This window comes from Thermaerobacter nagasakiensis, assembly GCF_055396825.1.
The window spans coordinates 2,646,443-2,670,566 of sequence record NZ_AP043740.1; the positions used below are offsets into that span (position 1 = coordinate 2,646,443).

General features: G+C 70.8%; 20 protein-coding genes and 1 riboswitch. Of the genes, 5 read left to right on the forward strand and 15 right to left on the reverse strand.

Annotation, left to right across the window (positions count from 1 at the left end; genetic code table 11):
- Nucleotides 1-48: 48 nt before the first annotated feature.
- From ACZ5T9_RS11185 to ACZ5T9_RS11230, 10 genes are all read right to left on the reverse strand, one after another.
- Entirely contained in the window at nt 49-1,050 is a 1,002-nt protein-coding gene (locus ACZ5T9_RS11185) for an HAD-IIB family hydrolase (protein WP_464833158.1), read from the reverse strand.
- Entirely contained in the window at nt 1,043-1,864 is an 822-nt protein-coding gene (locus ACZ5T9_RS11190) for a glucosamine-6-phosphate deaminase (protein WP_006904245.1), read from the reverse strand. Before ACZ5T9_RS11190 ends, ACZ5T9_RS11185 begins: the two co-directional genes overlap by 8 nt.
- 129 nt (nt 1,865-1,993) lie before the next feature.
- Nucleotides 1,994-2,956: an N-acetylglucosamine-6-phosphate deacetylase gene (gene nagA / locus ACZ5T9_RS11195; protein WP_464833159.1), complete on the reverse strand. Its 963-nt coding sequence runs from the start codon at nt 2,954-2,956 to the stop codon at nt 1,994-1,996.
- A 496-nt stretch (nt 2,957-3,452) separates the two neighbouring features.
- A complete protein-coding gene (locus ACZ5T9_RS11200; RefSeq protein ID WP_464833161.1) occupies nt 3,453-4,256 on the reverse strand; it encodes a GntR family transcriptional regulator in 804 nt (267 codons plus the stop codon).
- A 20-nt stretch (nt 4,257-4,276) separates the two neighbouring features.
- On the reverse strand, nt 4,277-5,251 hold the full coding sequence (gene murQ / locus ACZ5T9_RS11205) for an N-acetylmuramic acid 6-phosphate etherase (protein ID WP_006904248.1): 975 nt from the start codon (nt 5,249-5,251) through the stop codon (nt 4,277-4,279).
- A gap of 300 nt (nt 5,252-5,551) precedes the next feature.
- Nucleotides 5,552-6,928, reverse strand: coding sequence for a PTS transporter subunit EIIC (locus ACZ5T9_RS11210; RefSeq protein WP_464833162.1), 1,377 nt, complete (start codon nt 6,926-6,928; stop codon nt 5,552-5,554).
- A 229-nt stretch (nt 6,929-7,157) separates the two neighbouring features.
- A complete protein-coding gene (locus ACZ5T9_RS11215; RefSeq protein WP_464834446.1) occupies nt 7,158-7,709 on the reverse strand; it encodes a DUF1343 domain-containing protein in 552 nt (183 codons plus the stop codon).
- Between the two features lie 5 nt (nt 7,710-7,714).
- On the reverse strand, nt 7,715-9,478 hold the full coding sequence (locus ACZ5T9_RS11220) for a glycoside hydrolase family 3 protein (protein WP_464833163.1): 1,764 nt from the start codon (nt 9,476-9,478) through the stop codon (nt 7,715-7,717).
- Between the two features lie 131 nt (nt 9,479-9,609).
- Complete coding sequence (locus ACZ5T9_RS11225; RefSeq protein WP_464833164.1) at nt 9,610-11,199, reverse strand: hypothetical protein; 1,590 nt, start codon at nt 11,197-11,199, stop codon at nt 9,610-9,612.
- Between the two features lie 396 nt (nt 11,200-11,595).
- Nucleotides 11,596-12,552, reverse strand: a complete 957-nt coding sequence (locus ACZ5T9_RS11230; RefSeq protein WP_464833165.1) for a DMT family transporter — start codon at nt 12,550-12,552, stop codon at nt 11,596-11,598.
- A 387-nt stretch (nt 12,553-12,939) separates the two neighbouring features.
- Here ACZ5T9_RS11230 and ACZ5T9_RS11235 point away from each other — a divergent pair, with 387 nt between their 5' ends.
- On the forward strand, nt 12,940-13,551 hold the full coding sequence (locus ACZ5T9_RS11235; RefSeq protein ID WP_464833166.1) for a hypothetical protein: 612 nt from the start codon (nt 12,940-12,942) through the stop codon (nt 13,549-13,551).
- Between the two features lie 201 nt (nt 13,552-13,752).
- Here ACZ5T9_RS11235 and ACZ5T9_RS11240 read toward each other — a convergent pair whose 3' ends face one another.
- From ACZ5T9_RS11240 to ACZ5T9_RS11260, 5 genes are all read right to left on the reverse strand, one after another.
- The gene (locus ACZ5T9_RS11240) at nt 13,753-14,487 is read right to left on the reverse strand and encodes an ABC transporter ATP-binding protein (RefSeq protein ID WP_464833167.1); all 735 of its coding nucleotides are present in this window, start codon (nt 14,485-14,487) and stop codon (nt 13,753-13,755) included.
- Nucleotides 14,487-15,257, reverse strand: a complete 771-nt coding sequence (locus tag ACZ5T9_RS11245; protein ID WP_006904259.1) for an ABC transporter ATP-binding protein — start codon at nt 15,255-15,257, stop codon at nt 14,487-14,489. Before ACZ5T9_RS11245 ends, ACZ5T9_RS11240 begins: the two co-directional genes overlap by 1 nt.
- A 5-nt stretch (nt 15,258-15,262) precedes the next feature.
- Nucleotides 15,263-16,372 (reverse strand): branched-chain amino acid ABC transporter permease, encoded by a 1,110-nt coding sequence (locus ACZ5T9_RS11250; RefSeq protein ID WP_464833169.1) that lies wholly within the window; start codon nt 16,370-16,372, stop codon nt 15,263-15,265.
- A 58-nt stretch (nt 16,373-16,430) separates the two neighbouring features.
- A complete protein-coding gene (locus ACZ5T9_RS11255) occupies nt 16,431-17,330 on the reverse strand; it encodes a branched-chain amino acid ABC transporter permease (RefSeq protein ID WP_006904261.1) in 900 nt (299 codons plus the stop codon).
- Nucleotides 17,331-17,505: 175 nt separating this feature from the next.
- Nucleotides 17,506-18,702, reverse strand: a complete 1,197-nt coding sequence (locus ACZ5T9_RS11260; RefSeq protein WP_464833171.1) for a branched-chain amino acid ABC transporter substrate-binding protein — start codon at nt 18,700-18,702, stop codon at nt 17,506-17,508.
- 511 nt (nt 18,703-19,213) lie between these two features.
- On the opposite strand from ACZ5T9_RS11260, the gene asnB reads away from it, so the two are divergent.
- The 4 genes from asnB to ACZ5T9_RS11280 all read left to right on the forward strand — a co-directional run bounded on the left by asnB (nt 19,214) and on the right by ACZ5T9_RS11280 (nt 23,924).
- Entirely contained in the window at nt 19,214-20,779 is a 1,566-nt protein-coding gene (gene asnB, locus ACZ5T9_RS11265) for an asparagine synthase B (RefSeq protein ID WP_464833173.1), read from the forward strand.
- A gap of 122 nt (nt 20,780-20,901) precedes the next feature.
- Nucleotides 20,902-21,089: riboswitch (SAM riboswitch) on the forward strand.
- A 99-nt stretch (nt 21,090-21,188) separates the two neighbouring features.
- Entirely contained in the window at nt 21,189-22,208 is a 1,020-nt protein-coding gene (locus ACZ5T9_RS11270) for a methionine ABC transporter ATP-binding protein (protein WP_464833174.1), read from the forward strand.
- Nucleotides 22,209-22,214: 6 nt separating this feature from the next.
- On the forward strand, nt 22,215-22,889 hold the full coding sequence (locus tag ACZ5T9_RS11275) for a methionine ABC transporter permease (protein ID WP_464833176.1): 675 nt from the start codon (nt 22,215-22,217) through the stop codon (nt 22,887-22,889).
- A 108-nt stretch (nt 22,890-22,997) separates the two neighbouring features.
- Entirely contained in the window at nt 22,998-23,924 is a 927-nt protein-coding gene (locus tag ACZ5T9_RS11280) for a MetQ/NlpA family ABC transporter substrate-binding protein (protein ID WP_464833177.1), read from the forward strand.
- Nucleotides 23,925-24,124 lie beyond the last annotated feature (200 nt).

The following is a 24,124-nucleotide window of genomic DNA, read 5'->3' on the forward strand; positions in this document are numbered from 1 at the left end:
CCGGCGATTAACGGTTCCCCTTCAGCCGGACCACGGGCGGCCCGGCCGCTAGGCCCCCGAATCATCCCCCAGCAGCACCTCTTCGATCAGCCTCGCCACCCCATCCTCGGCGTTGGACGCGGTGACCCGGCCGGCACACTCCCGAACCGCGGGATCCGCGTTGCCCATGGCAACCCCCAGCCCGGCCCAGCGCAGCATCTCGCAATCGTTGTCGTTGTCCCCCACGGCCACCACCTGCTCCCGGTCGATGCCCAGGCGGGCCGCCAGCCGCTGCAGCCCGGCGGCCTTGTGGGTGCCCGGCGGCAAGAGGTCGAAGCTGCCGGGTCCGGAGTGGGTCAGCCGCAGGGCCCGACCGTAGCGCTGGAGGATCCGCTCCTCCAGAGGGCGCAGGACCGCCCCCTGCCCCAAGGCCGAGATCTTGACGGGCGGCTCAGGGGCCCGGGCGACGAACCGGGCCAGCTCGGCCCCGGGATGGACGACCACGTACCGGCGCAGCACCCAGTAGTGCCGCAGGTAGGGTACGGCCAGGGACCGGATCAGCGTTCCCACCGGCGGGCGCCGGCTGCTGGCCAGGAACTGGGGAAACTGGACCACCACCGGGCAGCCCGCCGCCACCAGCTCGGCGGTGACCGCCTCGGCCAGGTCGCGCGGAAACGGCTGGACGTCCAGGACCGTCCACGGGCCCCGGCGCGGCAGCCCGGCACCGGCAGCCGCCGCCCCGGCCTCGGCCGCCGCGGTTCCGGTCTCTGCCGGTACGGTGCCGGACGTGCTGCCGGCGGTGCCGCCGTCTCCGGGATCGCCCAGGGTCGCCAGGACGGCCCCGTCGCTTACCACCAGCGGCCCCTCGAGCCCCAGCTGCCGCGCATAAACCCACGCCGAGGGAAGAACCCGGCCCGTGGCCAGCACCACCCGGATGCCCGCCGCCCGGGCGCGGGCCACCGCCCGGCGGACGCGCGGCGTGATGAGACCCCGGGGATCCAGGACCGTGCCGTCCAGGTCAAGGGCCAGCAGCCGGTACCGCCGCGCGGGGCCGCCGGGCGGGCTAGTCACGGCCCGCGCCCCCGCGGTTCCGCCCCTCGCTGCCGGGCCATGCCCCGGACCCGCCGCCTCCCACCCCGGCAGGTACCAGCTCGGGATCCAGCCCGGCGGCGGCTTCGCGGTCGAGGAACCAGGTGACCCGGGGATGGCGCTGCAGGGCCGAAGCCGGTACGGCGGGATCCAGGGGCCCCTGGATGGCCCGTTCCACCGCCGGGGCCTTGGCAGCCCCGGCGGCCAGGACGAAGATCTCCTTGCCTTCCAGGATGGTGGCGATGCCCACGGTGAGGGCCTGGGGAGGAACCGCCTCGGGGTCACCCCCGAAATCGGGGGCGTTGGCCCGCCGGGTATCGGCGGTCAGGGTCACCACCCGGGTGCGGGAGGTGAAAGGCGAGCCGGGCTCGTTGAAGCCGATGTGGCCGTTGCGCCCGATCCCCAGGACCACCAGGTCCAGGCCTGCCGCTGCCAGGGCCTGCTCGTACCGGGCGCACTCCGACCCGGGATCGGCGGCCCGGCCGTTCAGGCTGTCCACGGCCGGGGCCGGGTTCAGGTGCCGCAGCAGGTGTTCCGCCATGTAACGGCGGAAGGAGCCGGGATCCTCAGGACCCAGTCCCAGATACTCGTCCAGGAGGAAGACCTGCGCCCGGTCCCAGCGCAGCCCTTCGTGGCGGGTGATCTCGACCAGGCGGCGGTACATGCCCAGGGGAGTATGCCCTGTAGGCAGGAGCATGCGCAGGCTGGGCCGAGCGGCCAGCCTGCGGGCGACGGCCTCCGCCGCGGCCGCGCTCATGGCTTCGTAGGACTCGGCGATGCGGATGCGGGGTGGCATGGTCAACCCTCCAGAAGGCGTCCCACCCGGACCGGCCCGCCAGGGCTGCCGGTGCCGGCCAGGGGGCTCGAACCGCTCCCCCGGCACCGGGCGGTCACCGGACGGGTGCCGTCCGGCCCGGCAGCCCGTTCACTGTACCGCCAGGGCGCGGTTGATGAGGTCTGCGACCACCAGGGGCCGCTCCGGCGTGTGGACGGGTACCCCTTCCACCCAGGTTGCCACGACTCGCCATTGCTCGTCCAGGGCGAAGAGGTCGGCGTCCAGTCCCGGCACGATGGCCCCCTTCCGCTCCCCCACTCCCGCGATGCGCGCCGGCACCGCGGCCGTCATCCGGGCGGCTTCGGGCCAGGGCACCCCCACCTGTTCGACCAGCACCCGCAGGCAGGTGAGCATGGTGGCCGTGCTGCCCGCCAGGGTCCCGTCGGCCAGCCGGCTGGTTCCATCGGGGCGCACTTCCGCCACGAAGGCGCGCAGATCGTAACGCCCGGGCGGCAGCAGGGCGGCTGCCACCGCATCGCTGATCACCGCCAGCCGGCCGGTCCCCTTCAGCCGCCACAGCAACCGCATGGCGGCCGGGTGCACGTGGACCCCGTCGGCGATGAGCTCGCCGTCGAAGGGCAGGTCCATCACCGCCCCCAGCAGGCCCGGCTCCCGGTGATGGAGGGGCGGCATGGCGTTGAAGATATGGTTGCCCAGGGTGACCCCGGCGTGAAAGGCCGCCACCGCCTCCCCATAGCTGGCCTCGCTGTGGCCGGCGGCCACCACGACGCCCAGCCGGCGCAGGTGCCGGACCAGGTCCAGCGCCCCCGGCAGCTCGGGGGCCAGGGTGACCCGCCGCACCGTTCCCCGGGCCCGGTCCAGAAGGAGCTGCAACCGGCCGGCATCGGGCGGCACCATCCACTCGGGGCGCATGGCACCGGGCTTGCGGGGGTTGAGGAAGGGACCCTCCAGGTGAAGGCCCAGGGGCCGCGCCCCCGCTCCCCAGGACGGGTGGCCGGCCGGGCCTGCCGGACCGGCCGAGCCGGCCGGATCGCCCGCACCGCCCGCGCCACCCGTCCGGCCCGCACCGCTGGCCTCACCCGTCCAGCCCACGACGCCAGCGCCCTCCCATCACCCGCGCCACCCCCAGCAGGCCCATCGCCGCCTCCGGCCCATTCCTCCCGGATGAACCCGCCCCAGAAGGCACAGGCCGCCTCCATCGCATCCCATTCCGCCGTGGCCAGGGTGGGCCAGTACGCCGTGGTTCCGGTCGCCGCCAGCAGGAGCCCCAGGTGGCGGGCCGCTTCAGGCCGCAGATCGTAGGTGTCCCAGCCGCCCAGACCGTGGATGTGGAGATCGATCATTCCGGGGAGCAGCCAGGCATCTCCGAGGTAGGTCACCCTACCCCCGCCTGTAGACGGCGGGTCACCCGCGCCCACCTCGGCGATGCGCCCCCCGGCAACCCGCACGTAACCGTCGAGGATGCCCCCGGGCACCACGATGCGACGGCTCCGAAGGGTAAACCCTTCCGCTGCTTCCCGGAGAGGATGCGTCATGTCCATGCTGGCCATCGCTTCCTTTCCTGCACCTGGACCCAGGCTGGTCCTGGTCAAGGTTGTTCCGGTTCACCCCCAGCCGCTGCGGGGAGGACCTCGGCCGCCGCGGGAGGCCGAATCAACTCCGTTTCATAGCGGTAGCGATCCCCCCGGTACCAGGAACGGACCAGTTCGACCGGACGGCCCGTGGTGTCAAAACTCACCCGCGTGAGCAGCAGCAGGGCGCTCCCTTCCCGCACCTGGAGCCAGCGGGCCTGTTCGGCCGTGGCCACGGCGGCTTCGATGGTCTGCCGGGCCCGTTGCAGGACAATGCCCACGCGGTCGAAACGCTCGTACAGGGAAAAGGCGGTCGCTCGCTGTCCCCGGAACCGCTCGCGGACATGCTCCGCCAGGTCGGGCAGGAGCCGGTAGGGGACCTGCACATGCTCGATGGAAAGGGGTTCGCCGTTGGCGTAGCGCACGCGGCGCAGGGAGGTGACCCGCCGGTCCACCGCCAGCGCCAGCTGGGCGGCCACGGTATCGTCGGCCTCGACCACCGCCACGGACAGCAGGCGGGACGAAGGTTCAAGCCCCCGCCGGCGCATGTCTTCCGAGAAGCTGGTCAGGAACTGCAGCCCCAGGGGAATCTTGGGTTCGGCAACGAAACTTCCCCGCCCCTGCTCCCGGCGAATCACCCCTTCCCACGCCAGCTGGTCCAAGGCGTGACGCACCGTCATACGGCTCGCGCCAAACTGCTCGGCCAGCTCGCGCTCGGAGGGGATCCGGTCGCCGGGGCGGAGGTGCCCCTCCCGGATCCGCCGCCGCAGGAACTCCATGATCTCGATGTAGAGGGTGGCCCGCCCACGGTGTCCCCGCATTACGGGAGATCCCTCCCCCTTCAGCTCGACCCAGACGCCGCTTCGTCCAATACCCTGCGGACGAACCCGCCGTGCTCGTCCAGGCGGCGGCGCGCACCCTCGGCGTCCAGACCCGTGGCGCCCATCACGATGGCCACCTTGACCTGGTTTCCCGACCGGGCCAGGAGGTCGGCTGCCGTCGAGGCATCGCATCCCAGCACGCGCATGATGATCCGGCGTGCGCGTTCCACCAGCTTCTCATTGGTCGGCCGCAGGTCCACCATGAGGTTGCCATAGCATTTGCCGAGCCGCACCATGGCCGCCGTGCTGAGCATGTTGAGCACCATTTTCTGAGCGGTACCGGCCTTCATTCGGGTCGAACCGGCCAGCACCTCCGGTCCCACCACCACCTCGATGGCCAGATCGGCCACGCCGCCCATGGCGGAACCAGGGTTGCACGTGACGGCCACGGTGAAGGCACCGGCCTCCCGGGCGGCCTGCAAGGCGCCCAGGCAGTAGGGCGTACGCCCGCTGGCCGACAGGGCCACGACCACGTCGCCAGCCCGAACGCCCCGCGCCCTGATGTCTTGCCGGCCGGCTTCGCTGTCGTCTTCGGCCCCTTCCACCGCTCGCGTCAGGGCCTGGGGCCCTCCGGCAATGATGCCCTGAACCATCTCGGGGTCGGTGCCGAAGGTGGGCGGGCATTCGGCAGCATCGAGCACGCCCAGGCGGCCACTGGTTCCCGCGCCGACGTAGAACAGGCGATTCCCGCGGCGCAGCGCCGCCGCGATGCGTTCCACCGCCTCCGCAATCACGTCCAGGTGCTGGGCCACAGCGGGCGCAACCTTGTGATCCTCTTCATTGATCAACCGGCAGATCTCCCGTGCATCCAGGATATCCAGCCTGGCCGTGGCCGGGTTGGGCTGTTCCGTAACCAGCCGGGACAGGTCGACTCGGCCTGCTGGAGACGGCACGTCCGGCTTCCGAGCCCCGCTTTGCTGGTGCTGCCCCTCCATGTTGTTGCCCCCTTCGTAGCCCTTCCCCAATAGCCCTTGCTCACGGCCCGCCCTTCCGCAGCCATCGCATCTGCTGGCGCCCCCTCCCCCACCGCCCGGGTAGCCCGCTGGGTCACCTGGTCGGCGGGAGCGCTGGGCTCTCGCACCTTCCGTTCCTGTACCAGCGCCTGTTCCCCAGGATCGAACATCGAGGCCGGCCGCCCGCTGCGGCCGGCCTCGTGCCAGTTCGGAAAGGCGGTTTGCGGGAGGTCGGTAGGGCCGGTGCCCGCCTCATCGCCGCCGGCGCACCGGTTGACACGGTCAGTCCGCGGTGAAGGCGAAGGTCCGGCTGTTCTGGGCCAGGCTCTCGTCGAAGCCCATGACGTACGCGATGGCAAAGCCGGCGGCGTACGAGATCAGGATGCCCAGCAGGTAAAGGACCGGGCTGGTCACCAGGAACGCCAGCAGCACACCCGATACGCCCAGGGCCAGGGCACCGATCTTGGTGACGGCGATGAAGGCACCGCCCACTGCGCCGCCCAGACAGGCGGCGATGAACGGCCGGCCCAGCGGCAGCGTGACACCATAGATCAGCGGCTCGCCGATGCCCAGGATGCCCACCGGCAGCGCACTGAGGATGATCTGCCGCAACTCCCGATCCCGCGTTTTCACATAGACGGCCAGCGAGGCGCCCACCTGGCCTGCGCCGGCCATGGCCAGGATCGGCAGCAGCGGCGTATTGCCCAGGGAATTGATCAGTTCCACGTGAATGGGGACGGTACCCTGATGGATGCCCAGCATCACCATAGGCAGGAAGGTTCCCGCCAGCACCGCGCCCACCAGGGGGCCGCCCACGTCCAGCAGCGCCTTGACACCAGTAGCAATCCAGTTGGACGCGTAGAAGCCGATCGGCTGGACGACGAACAGGATGACGGCACCGCCAACCAGCACCGTGATGAACGGCGTCGCCATGACGCTGATGGTGTCCGGCATGCGGCGGTTCACCGTCTTGTACAGCCATCCGAGAAAGGCACCTGCGATCAGAGCCCCGATGATACCGCCACGGCCGGGGGCCATGTTGGGAATGTTCTGCAAGCTGGGAGCGATCAGAAGCATGCCGGCCAGCGCGCCGATGGCCCCGGGGCCTCCGTACTCCCGCGCTGCGTTCATCCCGACCAGAATGTGCATGAAGCCAAGAAACGTACCGCCAAGAACCTGCAGTACGGCCAGAAGGGGCACTCCGGCGACGGTGGTCTGGTCCGTGATCCACCCGATGCGAACGAAGAAGTTGGTGAGGCCGATGATGAGGCCGCTACCGATGATGGCAGGCAGCAGAGGAAGAAAGATGTTGGCGATCCTCTTGAGGAAGCCACGCACACCGGGGGATGCTGCCTTCTGCTCGATGGTGCTCTGGGTTCGCGCCGGAGCCTGCGCCGGGCCGCCCTGCCCGGACTTCAGCTCGCTGGCAACCGCTGCGGTGACCCGCTCGGCCAGCCCAGGACCAAAGATGATCTGCAACTGGCTGCCGGTCCGCACGACGCCCTTGCCGCCGCTGATCTTCTTGAGCTGGTTCTGGTCGACGGAGCCGGCATCGACCAATTCCAGGCGCAGGCGCGTCATGCAGTGTTCCGCTGACCGGACGTTACCCCGGCCCACCACGTCCAGTATGCTCCGCGCGATGGATTCCTCCTGGGCCACGCGGACGCACCCCCTTCGCGGGATGTCTCGCTCCACCCCGGCCGTTGCCACCGGCCAGGACTGGGCATAATGTATATACCACTTGGGCCGCCTTGTTTCCTGCTCCCCGTGCTAGATCACCCGCCATCCCGCATACCTGCGGCGGGCTGTAGCCCGTGTTCCCGGCAGTTGGAACTCCCTGACAAGGCGGGGGGCGGGCTCCCTGCCCGCCCCCCTGTATCGCCGGACTCTACCGGTACCGGCCGTTACCACGCAGACCATATAGCAAATACTGCTCCCTAAGGGCGCGGAACTCTGCCAGCTCGTCTTGCCATCCCGCGACGATGGCCTCAGGGCTTTGCCCGGCATCTACCGCCGTCCTGACCTGGGTGGAGCCCGTCAAGCGGTCGATCCAGAGGTCGGATCGCCACTGAAAGCGGTCACCGTACAGGCGTTTCGTTTCAACGATGATGGTGATGGCCGTGCGAATTGGGTCAAACTGGTCCCTGTCCGTCACGTACAGTCGGATTCCACCGATGGTTCGGCCGGCATATTTGCTGAACGTGGGCACGAAATACGCCTCACGAAAGCGCACGCCGGGCAGCTTGGCATGAGCGAGACGCTGACCGAGTCGCCAGTCGATGTACGGCGCACCGATCAGCTCGAACGGGCGGGTCGTCCCCCTTCCCTCCGACAGGTTCGTGCCCTCCATAAGCCCCATTCCGATGTAGGCCATGGCGGTGTCGACAGTCGGCATATTCGGCGACGGCATCACCCAGGGCAGGCCGGTTTCCTCCAACACCCCTTTCAAGGTGCCGGATACCTGAGTCCTGCCCCATAGGGGAACAGGCCGGGAATGGTCACCGGTAGCAGGCCGGAGGGGTTCACCTCGCCCACCAGTACGCGAGCCAGTGCCACCAGGGAAACGGGCTGGTAACCGTAGGTCACCACATAACCGGCTGTGGGAGGCAACACGGCGGCGTCATAAGGATTCCGGGTAGCGGCCACCACAACCGGCTGGTTCGTTCCCGCCAGCCGCTCCACCAGTTGGCGTTGACCGGGATAGGAATTGGCGTTGTACGTGGTGACCACCACCACGTCGGCATCGCCCGCCCGGCGTACCGCTTCATCCCTCTCGGCGGCCGTGGGGTTCAGTCCTGTAACCAGTGTTGTGACCCCCAACCCCCTGGACTGCAACTCCCGGGCCAGGAACATGGGTCCAGCCGTCTGGGGCCCCACCACGAGAACACGGGAACCAGCCTGCAGGGGCAGGACATTGCCCGTATTCCGCAGCAGGGTGATGCTTCCGTCGGCGATCCGCTGGGAGACGGCCCGGTGGTCAGCCCGTCCCAGGACGGTCAGGTCATCCCTGCCGGGCAACTCCCATTCGAATAACCCCCGCCGCATCTTCAGTTCGAGGATGCGGGCAACCGACTGATCGATCCGCCGTTCGGAGATTTCGCCGCGGCGGACAGCGTCCAGAACGGCCTCATAGGCCAGGGCCACGTCGGGAGGCATCAGCAAGATGTCGGCTCCCGCCTTGATTGCCTCCACAGGAATTCGCTCGGGCGGCAACACCTGGGCGCCCTGCATCCCTAATGCGTCGGTGAGGATCACACCGTCAAAGCCCAGCTCCTCCCGGAGCAGGCCCGTTAGGATCGGACGCGACAAGGTTGCCGGTAATCCCGAGTCATCCAGCGCCGGAACCACGATGTGCGCTGTCATCACCGCATCGACACCTGCAGCGACGGCAGCTTTGAACGGGGCCAGATCAACCCGGTCGAGGGTTGCGCGGTCATGGTGGATGATCGGCAAACCATAGTGGGAATCGACATTGGTGTCCCCGTGTCCCGGGAAATGCTTCACCGTGGCGATCACGCCCTCGTCCTGGTAGCCGAGGACCTGCGCCACTCCGAGGTCCGCCGCGAGTTCGGGATCCTCGCCAAAAGAGCGTACCCCAATGACCGGGTTGGACGGATTGACGTTGACGTCAAGGACCGGCGCCAGGTTCATATTGATTCCCAGCGCCCGCAGTTCCCGAGCGGTCATGCGAGCGGCCTGATGAGCCAGTTGCGGGGAGCGCGCCGCACCCAGGGCCATGTTGCCGGGGAACTCGGTTGCTGGCTGCCGCACCCGAGCAACGATGCCCCCTTCCTGGTCGGTCGCGATGAGAAGAGGAATGGGTATCCGCTGTTTCCGTGCAATCTCCTGCAACCCGTTGGACAGGTCCTGCACCTGCTGGGGGTCAAGAGGGACGCCGATGTTCCCGTTCCAGTTGAAGTAGATGAACCCGCCCACGTGATAACGTTCGATCGCTTCGGCAAAGTTGCGGACGCCACGCCCGGACGCAAGGTTTTCATCTTCATATGCGGGATCGGTGGGAGTCCGGCCGTAGACGTCGATCATGAACATCTGGCCCACCTTTTCCTCCAGCGTCATGTGGGCGATAAAACGCTGGATCCACCCGCGGCGCACCTCGTCATCCTGCCAACCCCTCTTGGGTACACCGGCCCAGCCGGCATCCGTGAAACCGGCCGCCCGAGTGGGAACCCCGGCCAGGACGAGCATCATGGCAAGAGCGATCCACCCTGCCAGCCACCGCCCGTACAGGCTAACACGCCGCACCGCACGGCACCCCCTTTGGACTCTACACTGGATATCTATACAAGTTCGGCAGCATGTCCTTTCTTTTGCCTGTAGGTCTAATGACGCCCCCTTACCGGCTCAAGCCGCCCTTCCAACAGCACCCACCGGGCCGCCGCTGGTGCGGCCGCGCCGGCGGGAACCAGCTCCACCCAGGCCACCCCGGCCGCCGGGTCCACCGCCAGGAGCCGGCGGACGGCGGCGGGTTGCGGGCGAAGGGTCGGCCAGGACCCCGGGAGGGGGACATCCGCCTCGCCGGTTTCCGGCTCGGCTTCCTCTGAAGGCAGCTGGTGAGCGACCAGGCGCAGGGCCCCGGCCCCGGCCGCCGGGTCCGGAGCCAGGTAGAAGAGCCACGTGCCGCCGCCCCACACCGCACCCGCTGCCGCCACTCCCGAGGGGAGATCCCGGGTACGCCCCGACACGGTGTCCAGCAGGCGCCATCCCCCTTCACCGGCCACCGGGGCCAGCACCACCCAGCGGCCGCCGGGGCTGGCGGCCACCACCTGCCAGCGCTCGCCGGGGGGCGCGTCGAACAAGGTGCTCTCCTTGCCCGTCCCGGCGTCGACCACCACGAGCCGCTGAAGCACCTGCACCGCCGCCGGACCGGTACCAGGGCGTGCCGCAGGTCCCACCGCGGCAGCAGTGGAACCCGGTGCCGGTGCCGCTCCGGAGCCCGCACCGGACCCGCCGGGTGAACCGGCCCCGGCTCCCCCGCCTGGCCCTGCACCAGGCTCTCCCGGACCCGCCCGCTCGCCTGAATCAGCCGGCTGCAGCGGTTCTCCAAGTGCCACGAGGAAACGGTCCTCGGCCAGCCAGGGGCCCGGAAGCGCCGGCTGCTCGCCCCCGGCCAGCTCCAGGGGACGGGCTCCGCCCTGGTGGTGGTCGACCAGATAAAGATCGGGGCCCGCACCCCCCTCCTCGGCCGCGGCACCGTACACCCACCAGCGCCCGGTGGGCGACGGTGGTCCCGCCCAGATCAGGCCGGACCCCGGGAGGCGGGACCAGCGGCCCGATTCGATCTCCAGCTGGAAGGGCGGGTCCCCCGCCACCACCGTACCCGGGCCGGCCCAGGCCAGGCTGCCGGGGCGGTCCAGCCCGCGGGGCACCGGATGCGGCGTGGAAGTCAGATCACTGTGCACGACCCACAGGTACGGTGTCCCCGCCTCGGCCCGGGTCAGGAAGGCCACGGCATCGCCGGCAGGCGACGGCACCACGGGGCTGGCCCAGCGGTGGCCCGGCGGCAGCTGGAAGACCCTCACCGGATCACCCGCGGCCCCGGCGAACCACAGGGCGTCGCCGTCCACGGCCAGGATGCCTGCCGTCCCCTCGGACTCCATGGCCATGGGCCGCGGCAAGAGCCCCGCGCCGGCCGTGAGGTCGACGGGCTGGATGAAAGGCCAGAGCGGGTTGGCAGCGGCCGCCCCTTCCCCGCCGGGCGCGGGGGCCGGATCCGGCACGGCCGGTTCGTCCGCCGGGTCCGGGCCGGCTCCTGGAGCAGGGTTCCCACCCCCGGGGACCGCCGGACCCGGTCCCGAGGGTCCCGCACCGTCCCCCTCCGTGCGCCACCAGCCGTAGCCGGCACCTGCCAGCAGCGCCACCAGGATGGCCACGGTAATCCAGGGGTTGGTTCGGGATCGCCGGCCCGGCAACGTTGCCACCTCCCGCCGTGTGCCCGGCCACCGTTCGCCGCCCCGGCCAGGCCTTCCTTCCGTGAAGGGTGCCAGGTTCTGTCGGGCGGTGGAAGCTCGTCCCCGCCGCCCTGACAGGAAGCAACGAAAAATCAACGAAAGGCGCGGCCCCATGGCCGCGCCTGATTCGACCCTTCATCACAGATTTCGGCGATTTCCCACCGCTCCGGCCTTGCGACCTCCGCTGTCTTGCGACCTCCACTGCCTGGCGGCCTCCGCTTCCTGGCGGCCTCCCCCGCCGTCCGCTTCAGGCGCCGCATGCGCCTGGCGCCGCGGGATCCGAGGGGGCCGTGAGGCTTCCGGCGGGCCGTGTGCCGCCGGCGGACCGAACGGGCCCGGGCGGCCCGTGCCCGCATCTCAACGCTCCAGGTGCCGGCCGGAAGGCCGCTCCGCCGGCAGCGCCTCCCGGGGCCGGGCGCGGCTGGACACCGCCCCCGTGCCGCCCGCCGGCGCCGCCACCAGGTACACGCCCGCCAGAACCGCCAGGCCGCCCGTCAGGTGGGCCAGGGTCAGCCGCTCGTCCAGCAGCGTGGTGGACAGCACCGCCGTGTACACCGGCAGCAGGTTGGCAAAGATCGACGCGGCCCCGGCGCCGACTCGCCGCACCCCCTCGTTCCAGAACAGGTACGCGACGGCCGACGACATCACCCCGATGTAAAGCACCGCCCAGGTGTCACCCGCCGACAGGCTCCACGCCCCCCTCCCGGCGGCCAGGGCGGCGCCCCGGGTGGCGGCCATCATCAGGGTCCCGGCAGCCGATGCGTACAGGGTCAGGGCCAGGGGCGAGAGGCGGCGGGTACCGAAGCGGGTCACCACGGTGTACACCGCCCAGCCTGCCGAAGCCACCACCATCAGCACGTCGCCGGGGTTGAACCGCCAGGAGCGCAGCACCTCCAGGGAACCGCCGGCCAGGATCCATGCGGTCCCGGCCAGGCTGAGCGCCACGCCGGCCGCCCGCCGGAGCGTCACCCGCTCCCCCAGCAGGGGCACCGCCAGCAGGAAGGTCAGGGCGGGCGAGGCGGTGTAAATCAACGTGCCGTTGATGTTGGTGGTCTGCTGCTGGGCCACGTACTGCAAGGTGTTGTAGCCCGCCATCCCCGTCAGGCCGCACAGGGCGATCCACAGCCAGTCTACTCCCTGCGGGCGCGGCAACCGGCCTTCCCGCAGGTAGACAATGGGCGCCAAGACCAGGGATGCCAGAAGCCACCGGGCCATCACCAGATCCGCCGGGTTCACCCGGCGCACCAGTTCCTTGGCGATGGTCCAGTTGCCCGCCCAGAGCAGGGGGGTGAGGGCCAGCAGAAGGTAGGCCACCGATCGCCACCACCTTGCGCCAGAGGTCGTCCCGCCCCTGCGTATGGAATAATGGGCGGCGTGGAACGCGGTGTGATGTTCAGCCAGGTTTTTCCCGGCCGGACTCGCACCCGGGCGGAAGGAACGGGACCTTGCGGCGACGAAACACTGTCAGAACTATCTAACGTTTTCCGGCACTTTTCCAGGTTCCATCCATGGTTCCTGGCACTTTACCGGGCTGCAGGGACGGTTCCAGCACAGCTGGCGCATCCGGAGCCCTTGCGGCACCCGGGGCCGCCATGATGGGTCCTGGCGCCGGGCAATCCGCCCCCGACCCTTCTTCCGGGCGGCCCGTGGCACCCGCCCCCGGCCGCACCACCTGCCTTCGGGCAAAACGAGGTGAAGGGCATGAGCACCTTGCGCATCCCCGATCACCTGCGCTTCTGGGAGCCGGAGGCCGACCGGTTGCTGATCGCCTTCGTCCAGCAGGCCCTGGACGAGGGCGGCACCGTGCTGGACGGGTGCCACCGGTTTGCCCAGGCGCTGCAGGCATCGGGTCCCCGTGTGGCACCCTCCCCCGAGCAGATGGCCATGCGGTGGGAGGTTCTCCAGGCCTTCGGTGGTGACCCCGCCCGCGACCCCGGCGTGATGGTGCGGCGCGCCCGACCTGCCCCCGGCCGGCCACGACCCGGCGGTACCCTGCTCCTGGCCCAGCTGGCCGATGACCTGCGGCGCATCGCCGGGGAGCTGGAGCGGATCGCCCGCCGCCTCGACCAGGCCGCCGCTGCGGGGGAAGGTGCGGGCGCCCCCGCGGCGGCGGCCCCGCCGCCCTCCCCGGCCCCGCCGGCATCGTCCCCGGCCGCCGGCCCCGCCCGGGCGGACGAGGCCGGCCCGACGGCCGGCCCTACCGGAGCCGCCGGCGGCAGCGACCCGGAGAACGGCAAACCCGGCCACCGGCCGTACCCTTCGCCCGGCAACGGGACCCCGCCACCAGGCGGCTGGGAACCGGACAGCCGGTAGCCAGGGACGCCCTCCGTGCCGGGGAGCGGCGGGTTGCACCGGCAGGAGTCTGCCCCAGGAATCTTCCCCGGCCTGCCGCTTTCTTCCTGCCCCAGCGCGGTGGGGACCTGGCGCCGGCCGGGAACAGCACGGGCCCCGGGGCGGCCAGCCACCGCCCCGGGGCCCGTCTTTGCGACCGGATCGTCCAACGCCGGCTCCAGCCTACCGGGCACCGGCCGAACCGGCCCGCCCGCCCAGGTAGGCCTCCTGCATGCGGGGATCCCGCAGCAGCTCGCCCGCGGGTCCGGCCACGGCCACGGTGCCCGTTTCCAGGACGTAGGCCCGGTGGGCCAGCTTCAGCGCGGCCCGGGCGTTCTGCTCGACCAGCAGCACCGTCACGCCCTGGCGGTTGATCTCCCGGATGGTGTGGAAGATCTGGCGCACCACCAGGGGCGCCAGGCCCAGGCTGGGTTCGTCCAGCAAGAGCAGCCTGGGCCGGGACATCAGGGCGCGGCCGATGGCCAGCATCTGCTGCTCGCCGCCCGACATGGTCCCCGCCAGCTGGCGCCGGCGCTCCTGGAGGCGCGGGAACAGGTCGAAGACCCACCGCCGCGTCTCCTCCACCACCGCCCGGTCGGCCTGGCGGTAGGCCCCCAGGGTCAGGTTCTCGTCCACCGTGAGGGGGCCGAAGACCCGGCGCCCCTCGGGGGCGTGGGCGATTCCCAGGGCCGGCAGCTGGTGGGCGGGCAGCCTCAGCAGGTCCTGGCCCTGGAAGCGGATGCTGCCTTCCCGCGGCCGCACCAGCCCGGAGATGGCCCGCAGGGTGGTCGACTTGCCGGCGCCGTTGGCGCCCAGCAGGGCGACGATCTCGCCCTCCTCCACCTCCAGGTCGATGCCCTTCAAGGCGTGGACGTGCCCGTAGTAGACGTGGACTCCCGCCAGTTCCAGCATCGCCATCAGAACTCATCCTCTTCCCGGCCCAGGTAGGCCTCGATGACCTGGGGGTTGGCCTGCACTTCCGCCGGCGTCCCCTCGGCGATCTTCACGCCGTTGTCCAGCACCACCACGCGGTCCGAAAGGCCCATGACCAGCTTCATGTCGTGCTCGATCAGGAGCACCGTGATGCCGTCCGCCCGCACCTGGCGCACCAGCTCCACCAGTTCCGCCCGTTCCTGCTCGTTGAGGCCGCCGGCCGGTTCGTCCAGGATCAGCAGTCGCGGGCGGGTGGCCAGGGCGCGGGCGATCTCCAGCCGCTTTTGCTGGCCATAGGGCAGGTTGCGCGCCAGCTCGTCCCGCAGATCCCACAGCCCCACGCGGCGCAGGGCCGCCTCCGCTTCCGCCCGGATCTGCGCTTCCTCCCGCCGCTGGGCGGGCGTGCGCAGCACCGAAGCCCAGAATCCGGCCCGGGCGTGGCAGTGGGGCCCGGACATCACGTTCTCCAGCACCGTCAGGTTGCGGAACAGGCGCAGGTTCTGGAAGGTTCGGGCAACCCCCATGGCGGCCATCTGGTGGGGCGGCCGGCCCGTCACCCGGGTGCCGGCCAGCCGCACCTCACCCGCGTCGGGGCGGTAGATGCCGGTGATCAGGTTGAACACCGTGGTCTTGCCGGCCCCGTTGGGACCGATCAGGGCGAGGATCTCCCCCTGGCGCACCTCGAAGGTGACCTGATCGACCGCCACCAGGCCGCCGAAGCGCTTGGTCAGGTTTTCCACCGCCAGCAGGGCCATGGCCGTCACCTCCCCCCGGGGGCGCCGCCCGCCGCCGCGCCCGTACCGCTCCCGGGGCCGCCCCCGGCCGCCGCCCCGGTACCGGCCTCCGGCCCGGCTGCCGGCCGGCCCGTTCCGGCGGCCGCCACGGCCGGTTCGTCGCCCCCGCGCACCGCCAGCCGCCAGCGCCGGTTGGGCCAGAGCCCCTCGGGCCGGAAGATCATCAGCAGCACCATGGCCGCGCCGAACACCAGCATGCGGTAGTCGGCCAGGCCGCGGAACAGCTGGGGCAAGACCACCATGCCGAAGGTGCCGAGGAACACGCCGGGGATGGAGCCGGTACCGCCCAGGATGACGATGGCGAACATCACCACCGACTCCCAGAAGGAGAAGCTCTCCGGCGCGATGACCGTCATCTTGGCGGCGTACACGTTCCCCGCCAGGCCGGCCAGGGCGCCGCCCACGGCGAAGGCCAGGACCTTGTAGCGCCCCGTGTCGATGCCCATGGCCGCCGCCGCCACCTCGTCCTCGCGGATGTAGCTCCAGGCGCGGCCGATGCGGCTGTTTTCGAGCCGCACGGCGATGAACAGGGTCAGAAGCAGGAGGACCAGACTAAGGTAATAGAGGTGGCTCATCTGGGCCAGGCGGAAGCCGAGGATCACCGGCCGGTCGATGCCCAGGATGCCGTTGCTGCCGCCCGTGAGGCCGAACACGTTGTTGCGCAGGGTGATGCGGACGATCTCGGCGAACCCCACGGTGACGATCAGCAGGTAGTCGCCCCGCAGGTGAATGATGGGCCGGGCCACGGCCACCGCCAGCACGCCCGCCACCAGCGCCGCCACCGGCGCCAGGACCAGCACCGGGATGTCGAGGCGCGTGTTGAGGATGGCCGTGGTGTAGGCGCCCGCGGCGAAGAAGGCCGCGTGGCCCAGGTTGTACTGGCCCGTTCCACCGAGAATGAAGTTCAAGGACAGGCCGAGCACCGCCCAGAGGAAGAAGTTGAAGCCGATCTCCAGGTAGTAGCCGTTGTACCCCACCAGGGCGGGGAAGGCCAGAGCCAGCACGAGGGCCAGACCGGCCGCCACCCGGGACCGGGTCAGGCCACGCCCGCCGGCCGTGGCCGCCTGCGTTGCCATGGTGTTCCCCCCTTCCCCCGGCGGGCCTGCCGGAGGCCGCCTGGTGCCGGGCCGGCACCTAGATCTTCTCGGCCACCCGCTCGCCCAGCAGGCCCGTGGGCCGCACCAGCAGGATCAGGATCAGGATGAAGAAGGCCACGGCGTCCTTCCACTCGCCCGCCACGTAGCCGGCGGCCAGGGTTTCGGCCAGGCCCAGCACCAGGCCGCCCACCATGGCGCCCGGGATGTTCCCGATGCCGCCCAGGATGGCGGCGGTGAACGCCTTGAGGCCGTAGAGCCAGCCCATGGTGAAGTTGAGCTGGCCGTAGTAGAGCCCCACCATGACCCCGGCCAGCCCGCCCAGGGCCGCGCCCAGCAAGAACACCAGCTGGATCAGGCGGTTGACGTCGATCCCCATCAGCCGCGCCGTCTCGTGGTCCACGGCGATGGCGCGCATGGCCGCGCCCAGCCTGGTGTACTGGACGAACAGGTAAAGGGCCAGCATCAGAACCAGCGAGCCGCCCAGGATCACCAGGCGCATCAGGCTGACGGTCACGCCGCCCACGGACCAGCTGGCCTCCGGCAGCATGTCGTGGGGAAAGGCCACCGGAAAGGCGCCCCAGATCAGCATGATCCCGTTCTGGATGAACACGGACATGCCCAGGGCCGACACCACGGCGGGTAAGCGGCCGGCACCGCGCAGGGGCCGGTACGCCACCCGCTCCACCAGCACGCCGGCCAGGCCCACGCTCAGCGCCGCCAGCAGCCCGGCCAGCAGGACCCCCGCCAGCCCGCCCGTGCCCTGGCCGAGGGCCCCCCAGATCAAGAAGGTCAGGCCCAGATACGCCCCCAGGGCAAACAGGTCGCCGTGGGCGAAGTTGATCATCTTCAGCACGCCGAAGACCATGGTGTAGCCCAGGGCAACCAGGGCGTAGATCGAGCCCACGGTGAGCCCGTTGACTACCTGCTGGACCAGCATCTGGCATCCCTCCCCCGGCACGCTGGCGGGGAAGGATCCGGGCGCGTGCCGCGCAGGCGGCATACCGCGCCCGGTCCCTCCCCGCCGTCCCTGGTGCCGGTCGCCCGTTGGCTCGGCCTTCCCGTGCCGCCCGGGCCGCGGCCCGGGCGGCACGGCGGCTCCGGCCGGCGTCCGCCTACTGCTGCGGCGGCACGAACAGGGTGAACTTGCCGTCCTTCACCTGGTACGCCGCGTACACGGTGCCTTCCCGGTCGCCCTTGTCGTCGAAGGTGATGGGGCCGGAGATGCCGGGGAAAGCCTCGAGGTCGTTGCGCAGGTAGTCGGCCAGCTTGGCAGGATCGGTGGACTGGGTCTGCTTGATGGCCTCGACGATGACCCGGAAGCTGTCGGCCGCCATGGCCGTCCAGATGCTCACCGGATCCTCGTTGTACTTGGCCTTGTAGTCCTGGACGAACTGGCGCGCCTCTTCGTATGGCAGGTCGGCGGGCGCAGGCTCGGTGGTGGTGATGAAGCCCTCCGCGGCCGCGCCGGCCGTCTTGATCACCTCATCGTTGTTCGAGGCGTTGCCGGCGGCGATGGGCACGGTGATGCCGAGGTCGCGCGCCTGCTTGACCAGGAGCCCCGCCTGGCTGAAGTAGCCCGTGAAGTAGATCGCGTCGGGATTGGTGCTCTTGAGGTTGCTCAGCAGGGCGGAGTAGTCGCTCTCCTGGGGATTGATGGCGTCGTAGAACACCACCTGCGCGCCCTTCTCCTCCAGGAACTTCCGGGTCCACTTGGCCAGGCCCTCCGCGTAGGTCGAGCTGTCGTGGACCAGCGCGACCTTCCGGGCACCCAGCTTCTCAAGCAGCAGCGTGGCGGCGAACTGGCCCTGGGCGCTGTCCAGGAAGGCCATGCGGAAGAAGTTCTTCAGGCCCTTTTCCGTCAGGTGGGTGGCCGTGGACGACGGCGTGATGTGCAGGATGCCGGCGTCGGCGTACACCTGCTGGGCCGCCTCGGTCGCCGTCGAGTTGTAGGAGCCGATCACGGCCACCACGCCCTGGGAGGCCAGCTTCTGGGCCGCCAGGGTCGACTCGTTGGGCTGGCCCTTGTCGTCTTCGTAGATCACTTCGATCTGCTTGCCGAGGACCCCGCCCTGGGCGTTCACCTGTTCCTTGACCAGCTCGATGGCCTGACGGAAGCCCTTGCCTTCGGCGGCATAGTCGCCGGTGAAGGGCCCCTGCACGCCGATGACGATCTTGTCGCTGCTCCCGCTGTTCCCGCTGCCCGCGTCACCGCCTGCCCCGCCGCAGGCCGCGGTCCCCACCATCAGGGCGCCCGCCAGCAGGGCCACCATCCCGCGGCGCGCACCGCGCAACCAGGTACCCCCGAACATAATGCCCCCCCATTCACTGCTGCCCGGGCCGGCCCGTTCCCGGCAGCCGCGAACCGGTCGCCCCATCCGTCGATACGGCCGATCCGGCGGAACGTGCCACCAGCCGGGCAGGATGTGTTGCGGATTGTCCCAAACAGTGGTCAAAATTCGGCAATTTCACCCCCGATCCTGCAAACGGGGCGATCAAACTCCTGCCACTGATGGAATCCTTCCCGCGCCATGGTGCCGGCCTTGCCAGCGACGGTACCGGCGTTAACCAGCAGGCAGGGGGCGGCCGCCAGGGTGCTGCCGCCCTTCTCTGGGCCTGCCCGCAGCGGCCAGGGCCCTGTCCGAACGTTGACACACCGGCCGGCTTCTGGTGTGATGAAAAGCGTCAACATGCAGAACGGGTGGAACCAAAACCGGGTGGACGTTGCCCGCGGGCCAACGCACCCGGTCTTTTTTCAACCGGGCTGCGGAGCGCTCCCGTGCCGGGGGCGCCGCGGCCTGGCCCGAAAGGAGGCGGGACTTCATGTGCGGCATCGCCGGCGCCACCGCTCCCCGCGGTGAAGCGGTGGCCCGCATGCTGGAGGCCATGGCCCACCGGGGCCCCGACGACCAGGGACTTTGGGTCGGGCAGCACACCCTGGGCCACCGCCGGCTGTCCATCATCGACCTGGCGGGCGGGCACCAGCCCCTGGCCAGCGAAGACGGCGCGATCCGGGTGGTCTTCAACGGCGAGATCTACAACTACCGCGAGCTGCAGGCCGAACTCGAGAGCCGCGGCCACCGCTTCCGTACCCGCAGCGACACCGAGGTGCTGGTGCACCTCTACGAAGACGAGGGACCGGCCATGGTGCGGCGGCTCTACGGCATGTTCGCCTTCGCCCTCTCCACCCCCGACGGGCTCTTTTTGGCCCGCGACCCCCTGGGGATCAAACCCCTCTATGTGGGCAGGGACCGGGATGGGGCGCTCCTCTTCGCTTCGGAGATGGGGGCCCTGCTGCCCCACGTGGAGACCATCGACGAGTTTCCCCCCGGGCACTACTGGACGGAACGGGACGGGTTCGTCCGGTACTACGAGCTGCCCCCGGTACGGTACGACCTGGAGAGCCCCGAAGCGGCGGTGGAGGAACTCATCGCCCGGCTGCGGCAGGCGGTGCGGCGGCGCCTGGTGGCCGACGTCCCCGTGGGGGTGTTCCTCAGCGGCGGCCTGGACAGCAGCCTGATCGCCGCCCTGGTGGCGGAAGCGCGGGCGGAAACCGGAGAGCCGGTCCATTCCTTCGCCGTGGGCATGGAGGGCAGCGAGGACCTGGAGCGGGCCCGGCTGGTGGCGACCCACCTGGGGACGCTCCACCACGAGTACGTCTTCACCCGCCAGGAACTGCTGGCCCTGCTGCCCACCGTGATCCGGCGCCTGGAGTCCTTCGACCCTGCCCTGGTGCGCAGCGCGGTGCCCACCTACCTGGTGTCGCGGCTGGCGCGCCGGTATGTCAAGGTGGTGCTCTCCGGCGAGGGAGCGGACGAGCTCTTCGGCGGCTACCAGTACCTCAAGCGGCCGGAGATCCGGGCGCGGCTGCAGGACGAGCTGCGGGAGATCACCCTGGCGCTGCACAACACCAACCTGCAGCGGGTCGACCGCATGACCATGGCCCACGGCCTGGAAGGGCGGGTTCCCTTCCTGTCGGTGACCCTGGTCGACCTGGCCTGGCGGATCCCGCCGCGCTGGAAGATCCACGACCGCACCGGGACCGAGAAGTGGATCCTGCGGCAGGCGGCCCGCCGGTTCCTCCCCGCGGCGGTGGTCCAGCGGGAGAAGGCCAAGTTCGCCATGGGCACGGGCGTGGGCCCCACCTTGGAGCGCTTCGCCAACGCCGCCGTCAGCGACCGGGAGCTGGCGGCGGGCCGGGAGCCGTGGCCGGGGCTGGAGCTGGGCAGCAAGGAGGAGCTGCTGTACTTCCGCTGGTTCTGCCAGGCCTTCGGCCACCGGGCCCGGATGGCGGCCCGGCTGGTGGGGCGGAGCCGCAGCCTGAACCCCCACCAGCTCTACGCCCCCGCCTGGCGCGCCCAACCCGGGACGGGGACGGAGATGGCCTGACCTGTTGACAGGCCGGGGCAGGGGTCGCATAATCGGCGTCGTACGGCTGAGCCGGCCGCTGTACCGCAGTACCCGCAGGACGTTCAGCGCGGGACCTTCAACAACCGAATCCGCAACATCTCTTCTTATCCAGAGTGGCGGAGGGACGGGCCCGATGAAGCCACGGCAACCTCCGCGCGGCGGCGCGGCCCCGCCCGCTCCGGCCCGGCACGGCGGCCGGGCGGGTTCCCCGGGGTTCAACGCCGGCGGGTGGTGCCAACTCCCGCAGAACCGCGTCCTGGTGCCGGGACGCCGTTCTGAGAGATAAGAAGGGATGGCACCCTTGGGCCATCCTTTCTGCGTCTCTCAGGAAGGATGGTTTTTTGTTGCCCTTCACCCGGTGCGGGGTGGGGCCACGGGGGTGAGCGCAGTGACGGAAGCAATGCTGGAGGTCCGCAACCTGGTCAAGGTCTACCGCGGCCGCCGCGGCGTGACCACGGCCCTGGACGGCGCCAGCCTGGAGGTGGGCCGGGGCGAGTTCTTCGGCGTCGTCGGCGCCTCGGGGGCCGGCAAGAGCACCCTGGTCAAGTGCATCACCCTGCTGGAGCGGCCCACGGCGGGCTCCATCCGTCTGGGTGGCGTCGAGCTGACCGGGCTGCGCGGCCGGGCCCTGCGGCAGCAACGGCGGCGGATCGGCCTGGTCTTCCAGCACTTTCACCTGCTGTGGTCCCGCACCGCCGCCGGCAACGTGGCGCTGCCCCTGGAGATCGCCGGGGTGCCGCGGGAGCAGATCCGGCGCCGGGTGGCGGAGCTGCTGGACTGGGTGGGACTGGCCGACAAGGCGGGGGCCTACCCCTCCCAGCTGAGCGGAGGCCAGAAGCAGCGGGTGGCCATCGCCCGGGCCCTGGCGACGCAACCGGAACTCCTCTTGTGCGACGAACCCACCTCCGCGCTGGATGCGGCCACCAGCCGCGCGGTGCTGGAGCTGCTGCGGCGGGTTCACCGCGAATTGGGAATCACCGTGCTGCTGATCACCCACCAGCTGGAGCTGGTGGAGGCCGCCTGCCAGCGGGTGGCCGTGATGGACGCCGGGCGAGTGGTGGAAGCCGGGCCCGTGGAACAGGTCTTCCGGAACCCGCGGGCGGCGGCCACCCGGCGGCTGCTGGCCGCCGCCGCTGCCGGCGGTCCGGCCGGAGACCGGGCGGCCCCGGCACCCGGTACCGGGGACGAACCCGGCCCCGGGGCGGCCCCACAGGCCGTTGCCGATCCGGCCCTGGCGGACCGGCAGGCAGCCCCGGCGGCGGCCGCGGGGGCTGCAGTCGCCCGCTGGGCACCCCTGGCCTCCGCCTCGCCCGGCGCACCCGGGCGGAGCGGTGCCGGCGCGGCGCCGGCCACCGGGTCCGGCCCCCTTGCCCCGCAGGCGGCTCGCTCCCTGGCCGGAGGGAGGTGACGGCGGATGGCAGCGGAGCTTTTCAGCGCCCTGCGCGAGTTCGGACCTGACATCGTGACGGCCACGGGCCAGACCCTGTACATGGTGGGACTGGCGATCCTCTTCGCCACCCTGGCCGGGGTTCCCATCGGCACCCTGCTGGTGGTGATGGACCGGGGGCACATCGCCGCTTTTCCGCCCCTGCGGGCGGTGCTGGCGTTCGTCGTCAACACCGGGCGGTCGGTGCCCTTCATCATCCTGCTGATCACCCTGGCCCCCTTCACCCGCCTGCTGGTCGGCACCTCCCTGGGGACGGCGGCGGCCGTGCCGCCCATGGCGGTCGCCGCCACCCCGCTGGTGGCGCGGGTGGTGGAGACGGCCCTGCGGGAGGTCGACCGCGGCACCGTGGATGCCGCCGTGGCCATGGGCGCCAGCCCGTGGCAGGTGGTACGCAAGGTGCTGCTGCCCGAGGCCCTGCCCGCCGTGGTCCTGGGGATCACCATCGCCACCGTCGGGCTCATCGAGTTCTCGGCGGTGGCGGGGGCCGTGGGCGGGGGCGGGCTGGGCGACCTGGCCTTCCGCATGGGCTACCAGCGCTGGGAGGCGGGGGTCCTCTTGGTCTGCGTGGTCCTGCTGGTCGCCCTGGTGCAGGGGGTCCAGTGGGCCGGGGAGACCCTGGCCCGGCGGCTGAACCACCGCTAGCGCCCGGCGCTCCGGGAAGGCGATTTTTGGGGGATGGCTCGCGGGGGGCGGGCCGGTTCGTCCGGGAAGGGACCCTGGTGCGATAGATCGAGAAGGAGGTCGAAGGCCATGGGTGTCCTCTCCCTGGTTTTCCCTGGCCGCCGGTGGACCCGCCGGGCGGCGGTGCTGGTGGCGACCCTGCTGATCGCCGTCCTGGTCGCCGGGTGCGGTGCCGGCGGGGCCGGTTCGTCCGGTGCGCAGGGCGACAACTCGGCCGGTGGCAACGGGTCCGGATCGGGTGGCACGAGCGGTACCGTCACCCTGAAGGTGGGGGCCACGGCGGTGCCCCACGCCGAGATCCTGCGCGACGTGGCGGCCCCTGCCCTGGAGGAGCAGGGCATCAAGCTGGAAGTGATGGAGTTCAGCGACTACACCAAGCTCAACCCGGCCCTGGTCGACGGGGAACTGGACGCCAACTACTTCCAGCACATCCCCTACCTGGACCAGTTCAATAAGGACCACGGCACCAACATCACGCCGGTGGCCAAGGTCCACATCGAGCCCATGGGGCTCTATTCGGACAAGATCACCAGCCTCGACCAGCTGCGGGACGGCGCCACGGTGGCCATTCCCAACGACCCCACCAACGGGGGCCGGGCGCTGCTCCTGCTCCAGGCGGCGGGCCTGGTCAAACTCAAGGAGGGCGCGGATTACACCGCCACGGTGCGGGACATCGTGGAGAACCCGAAGAACCTGCAGATCCGCGAGGTGGCGGCGGAGCTGATCCCGCGCACCCTGGCCGACGTGGACCTGGCGGCCATCAACACGAACTACGTCCTGGAGGCCAAGGAAGCGGGAGCGCTGAAGAACCCCGATCCCCTGTTCGTCGAGGACGCCGACTCGCCCTTCGCCAACGTGCTGGCGGTGCGGCCGGAGGACGTAAAACGGCCCGAGATCCAGGCGCTGGCGGAGATCCTGGTGGGGCCCGAGGTCAAGCAGTACATTGAAGAGCATTACCAGGGCGCCGTGGTGCCCGCCCAGGCGCTGATCCAGTAAGCCTGTGCAGGCGCGGGCGGCGGCGGGGGCGACGGCAGAGGCCAACCAGGGTGACGCAAGGACAGCGGGGGTCGCCGGCGGCGACCCCCGCTGTCTTACTTCCCCTGCCTTGTTTGCACTGGCCACGGGGCCTGGCCGCCACCGGCTTGTCACCGGACCCTGCCGGTGTCCAACGGTTCCGGCCGGCGGCAGGGCTGCCT

Bases quoted from the DNA above. Each gene is read 5' to 3' on its own strand.
- ACZ5T9_RS11190 (WP_006904245.1), bottom strand. From the start codon at position 1,864: ATGCCACCCCGCATCCGCATCGCCGAGTCCTACGAAGCCATGAGCGCG.
- ACZ5T9_RS11200 (WP_464833161.1), bottom strand. From the start codon at position 4,256: ATGCGGGGACACCGTGGGCGGGCCACCCTCTACATCGAGATCATGGAG.
- murQ (WP_006904248.1), bottom strand. From the start codon at position 5,251: ATGGAGGGGCAGCACCAGCAAAGCGGGGCTCGGAAGCCGGACGTGCCG.
- ACZ5T9_RS11220 (WP_464833163.1), bottom strand. From the start codon at position 9,478: ATGATGCTCGTCCTGGCCGGGGTTCCCACTCGGGCGGCCGGTTTCACG.
- ACZ5T9_RS11235 (WP_464833166.1), top strand. From the start codon at position 12,940: ATGAGCACCTTGCGCATCCCCGATCACCTGCGCTTCTGGGAGCCGGAG.
- ACZ5T9_RS11240 (WP_464833167.1), bottom strand. From the start codon at position 14,487: ATGGCGATGCTGGAACTGGCGGGAGTCCACGTCTACTACGGGCACGTC.
- ACZ5T9_RS11245 (WP_006904259.1), bottom strand. From the start codon at position 15,257: ATGGCCCTGCTGGCGGTGGAAAACCTGACCAAGCGCTTCGGCGGCCTG.
- ACZ5T9_RS11250 (WP_464833169.1), bottom strand. From the start codon at position 16,372: ATGGCAACGCAGGCGGCCACGGCCGGCGGGCGTGGCCTGACCCGGTCC.
- ACZ5T9_RS11255 (WP_006904261.1), bottom strand. From the start codon at position 17,330: ATGCTGGTCCAGCAGGTAGTCAACGGGCTCACCGTGGGCTCGATCTAC.
- ACZ5T9_RS11260 (WP_464833171.1), bottom strand. From the start codon at position 18,702: ATGTTCGGGGGTACCTGGTTGCGCGGTGCGCGCCGCGGGATGGTGGCC.
- asnB (WP_464833173.1), top strand. From the start codon at position 19,214: ATGTGCGGCATCGCCGGCGCCACCGCTCCCCGCGGTGAAGCGGTGGCC.
- ACZ5T9_RS11275 (WP_464833176.1), top strand. From the start codon at position 22,215: ATGGCAGCGGAGCTTTTCAGCGCCCTGCGCGAGTTCGGACCTGACATC.
- ACZ5T9_RS11280 (WP_464833177.1), top strand. From the start codon at position 22,998: ATGGGTGTCCTCTCCCTGGTTTTCCCTGGCCGCCGGTGGACCCGCCGG.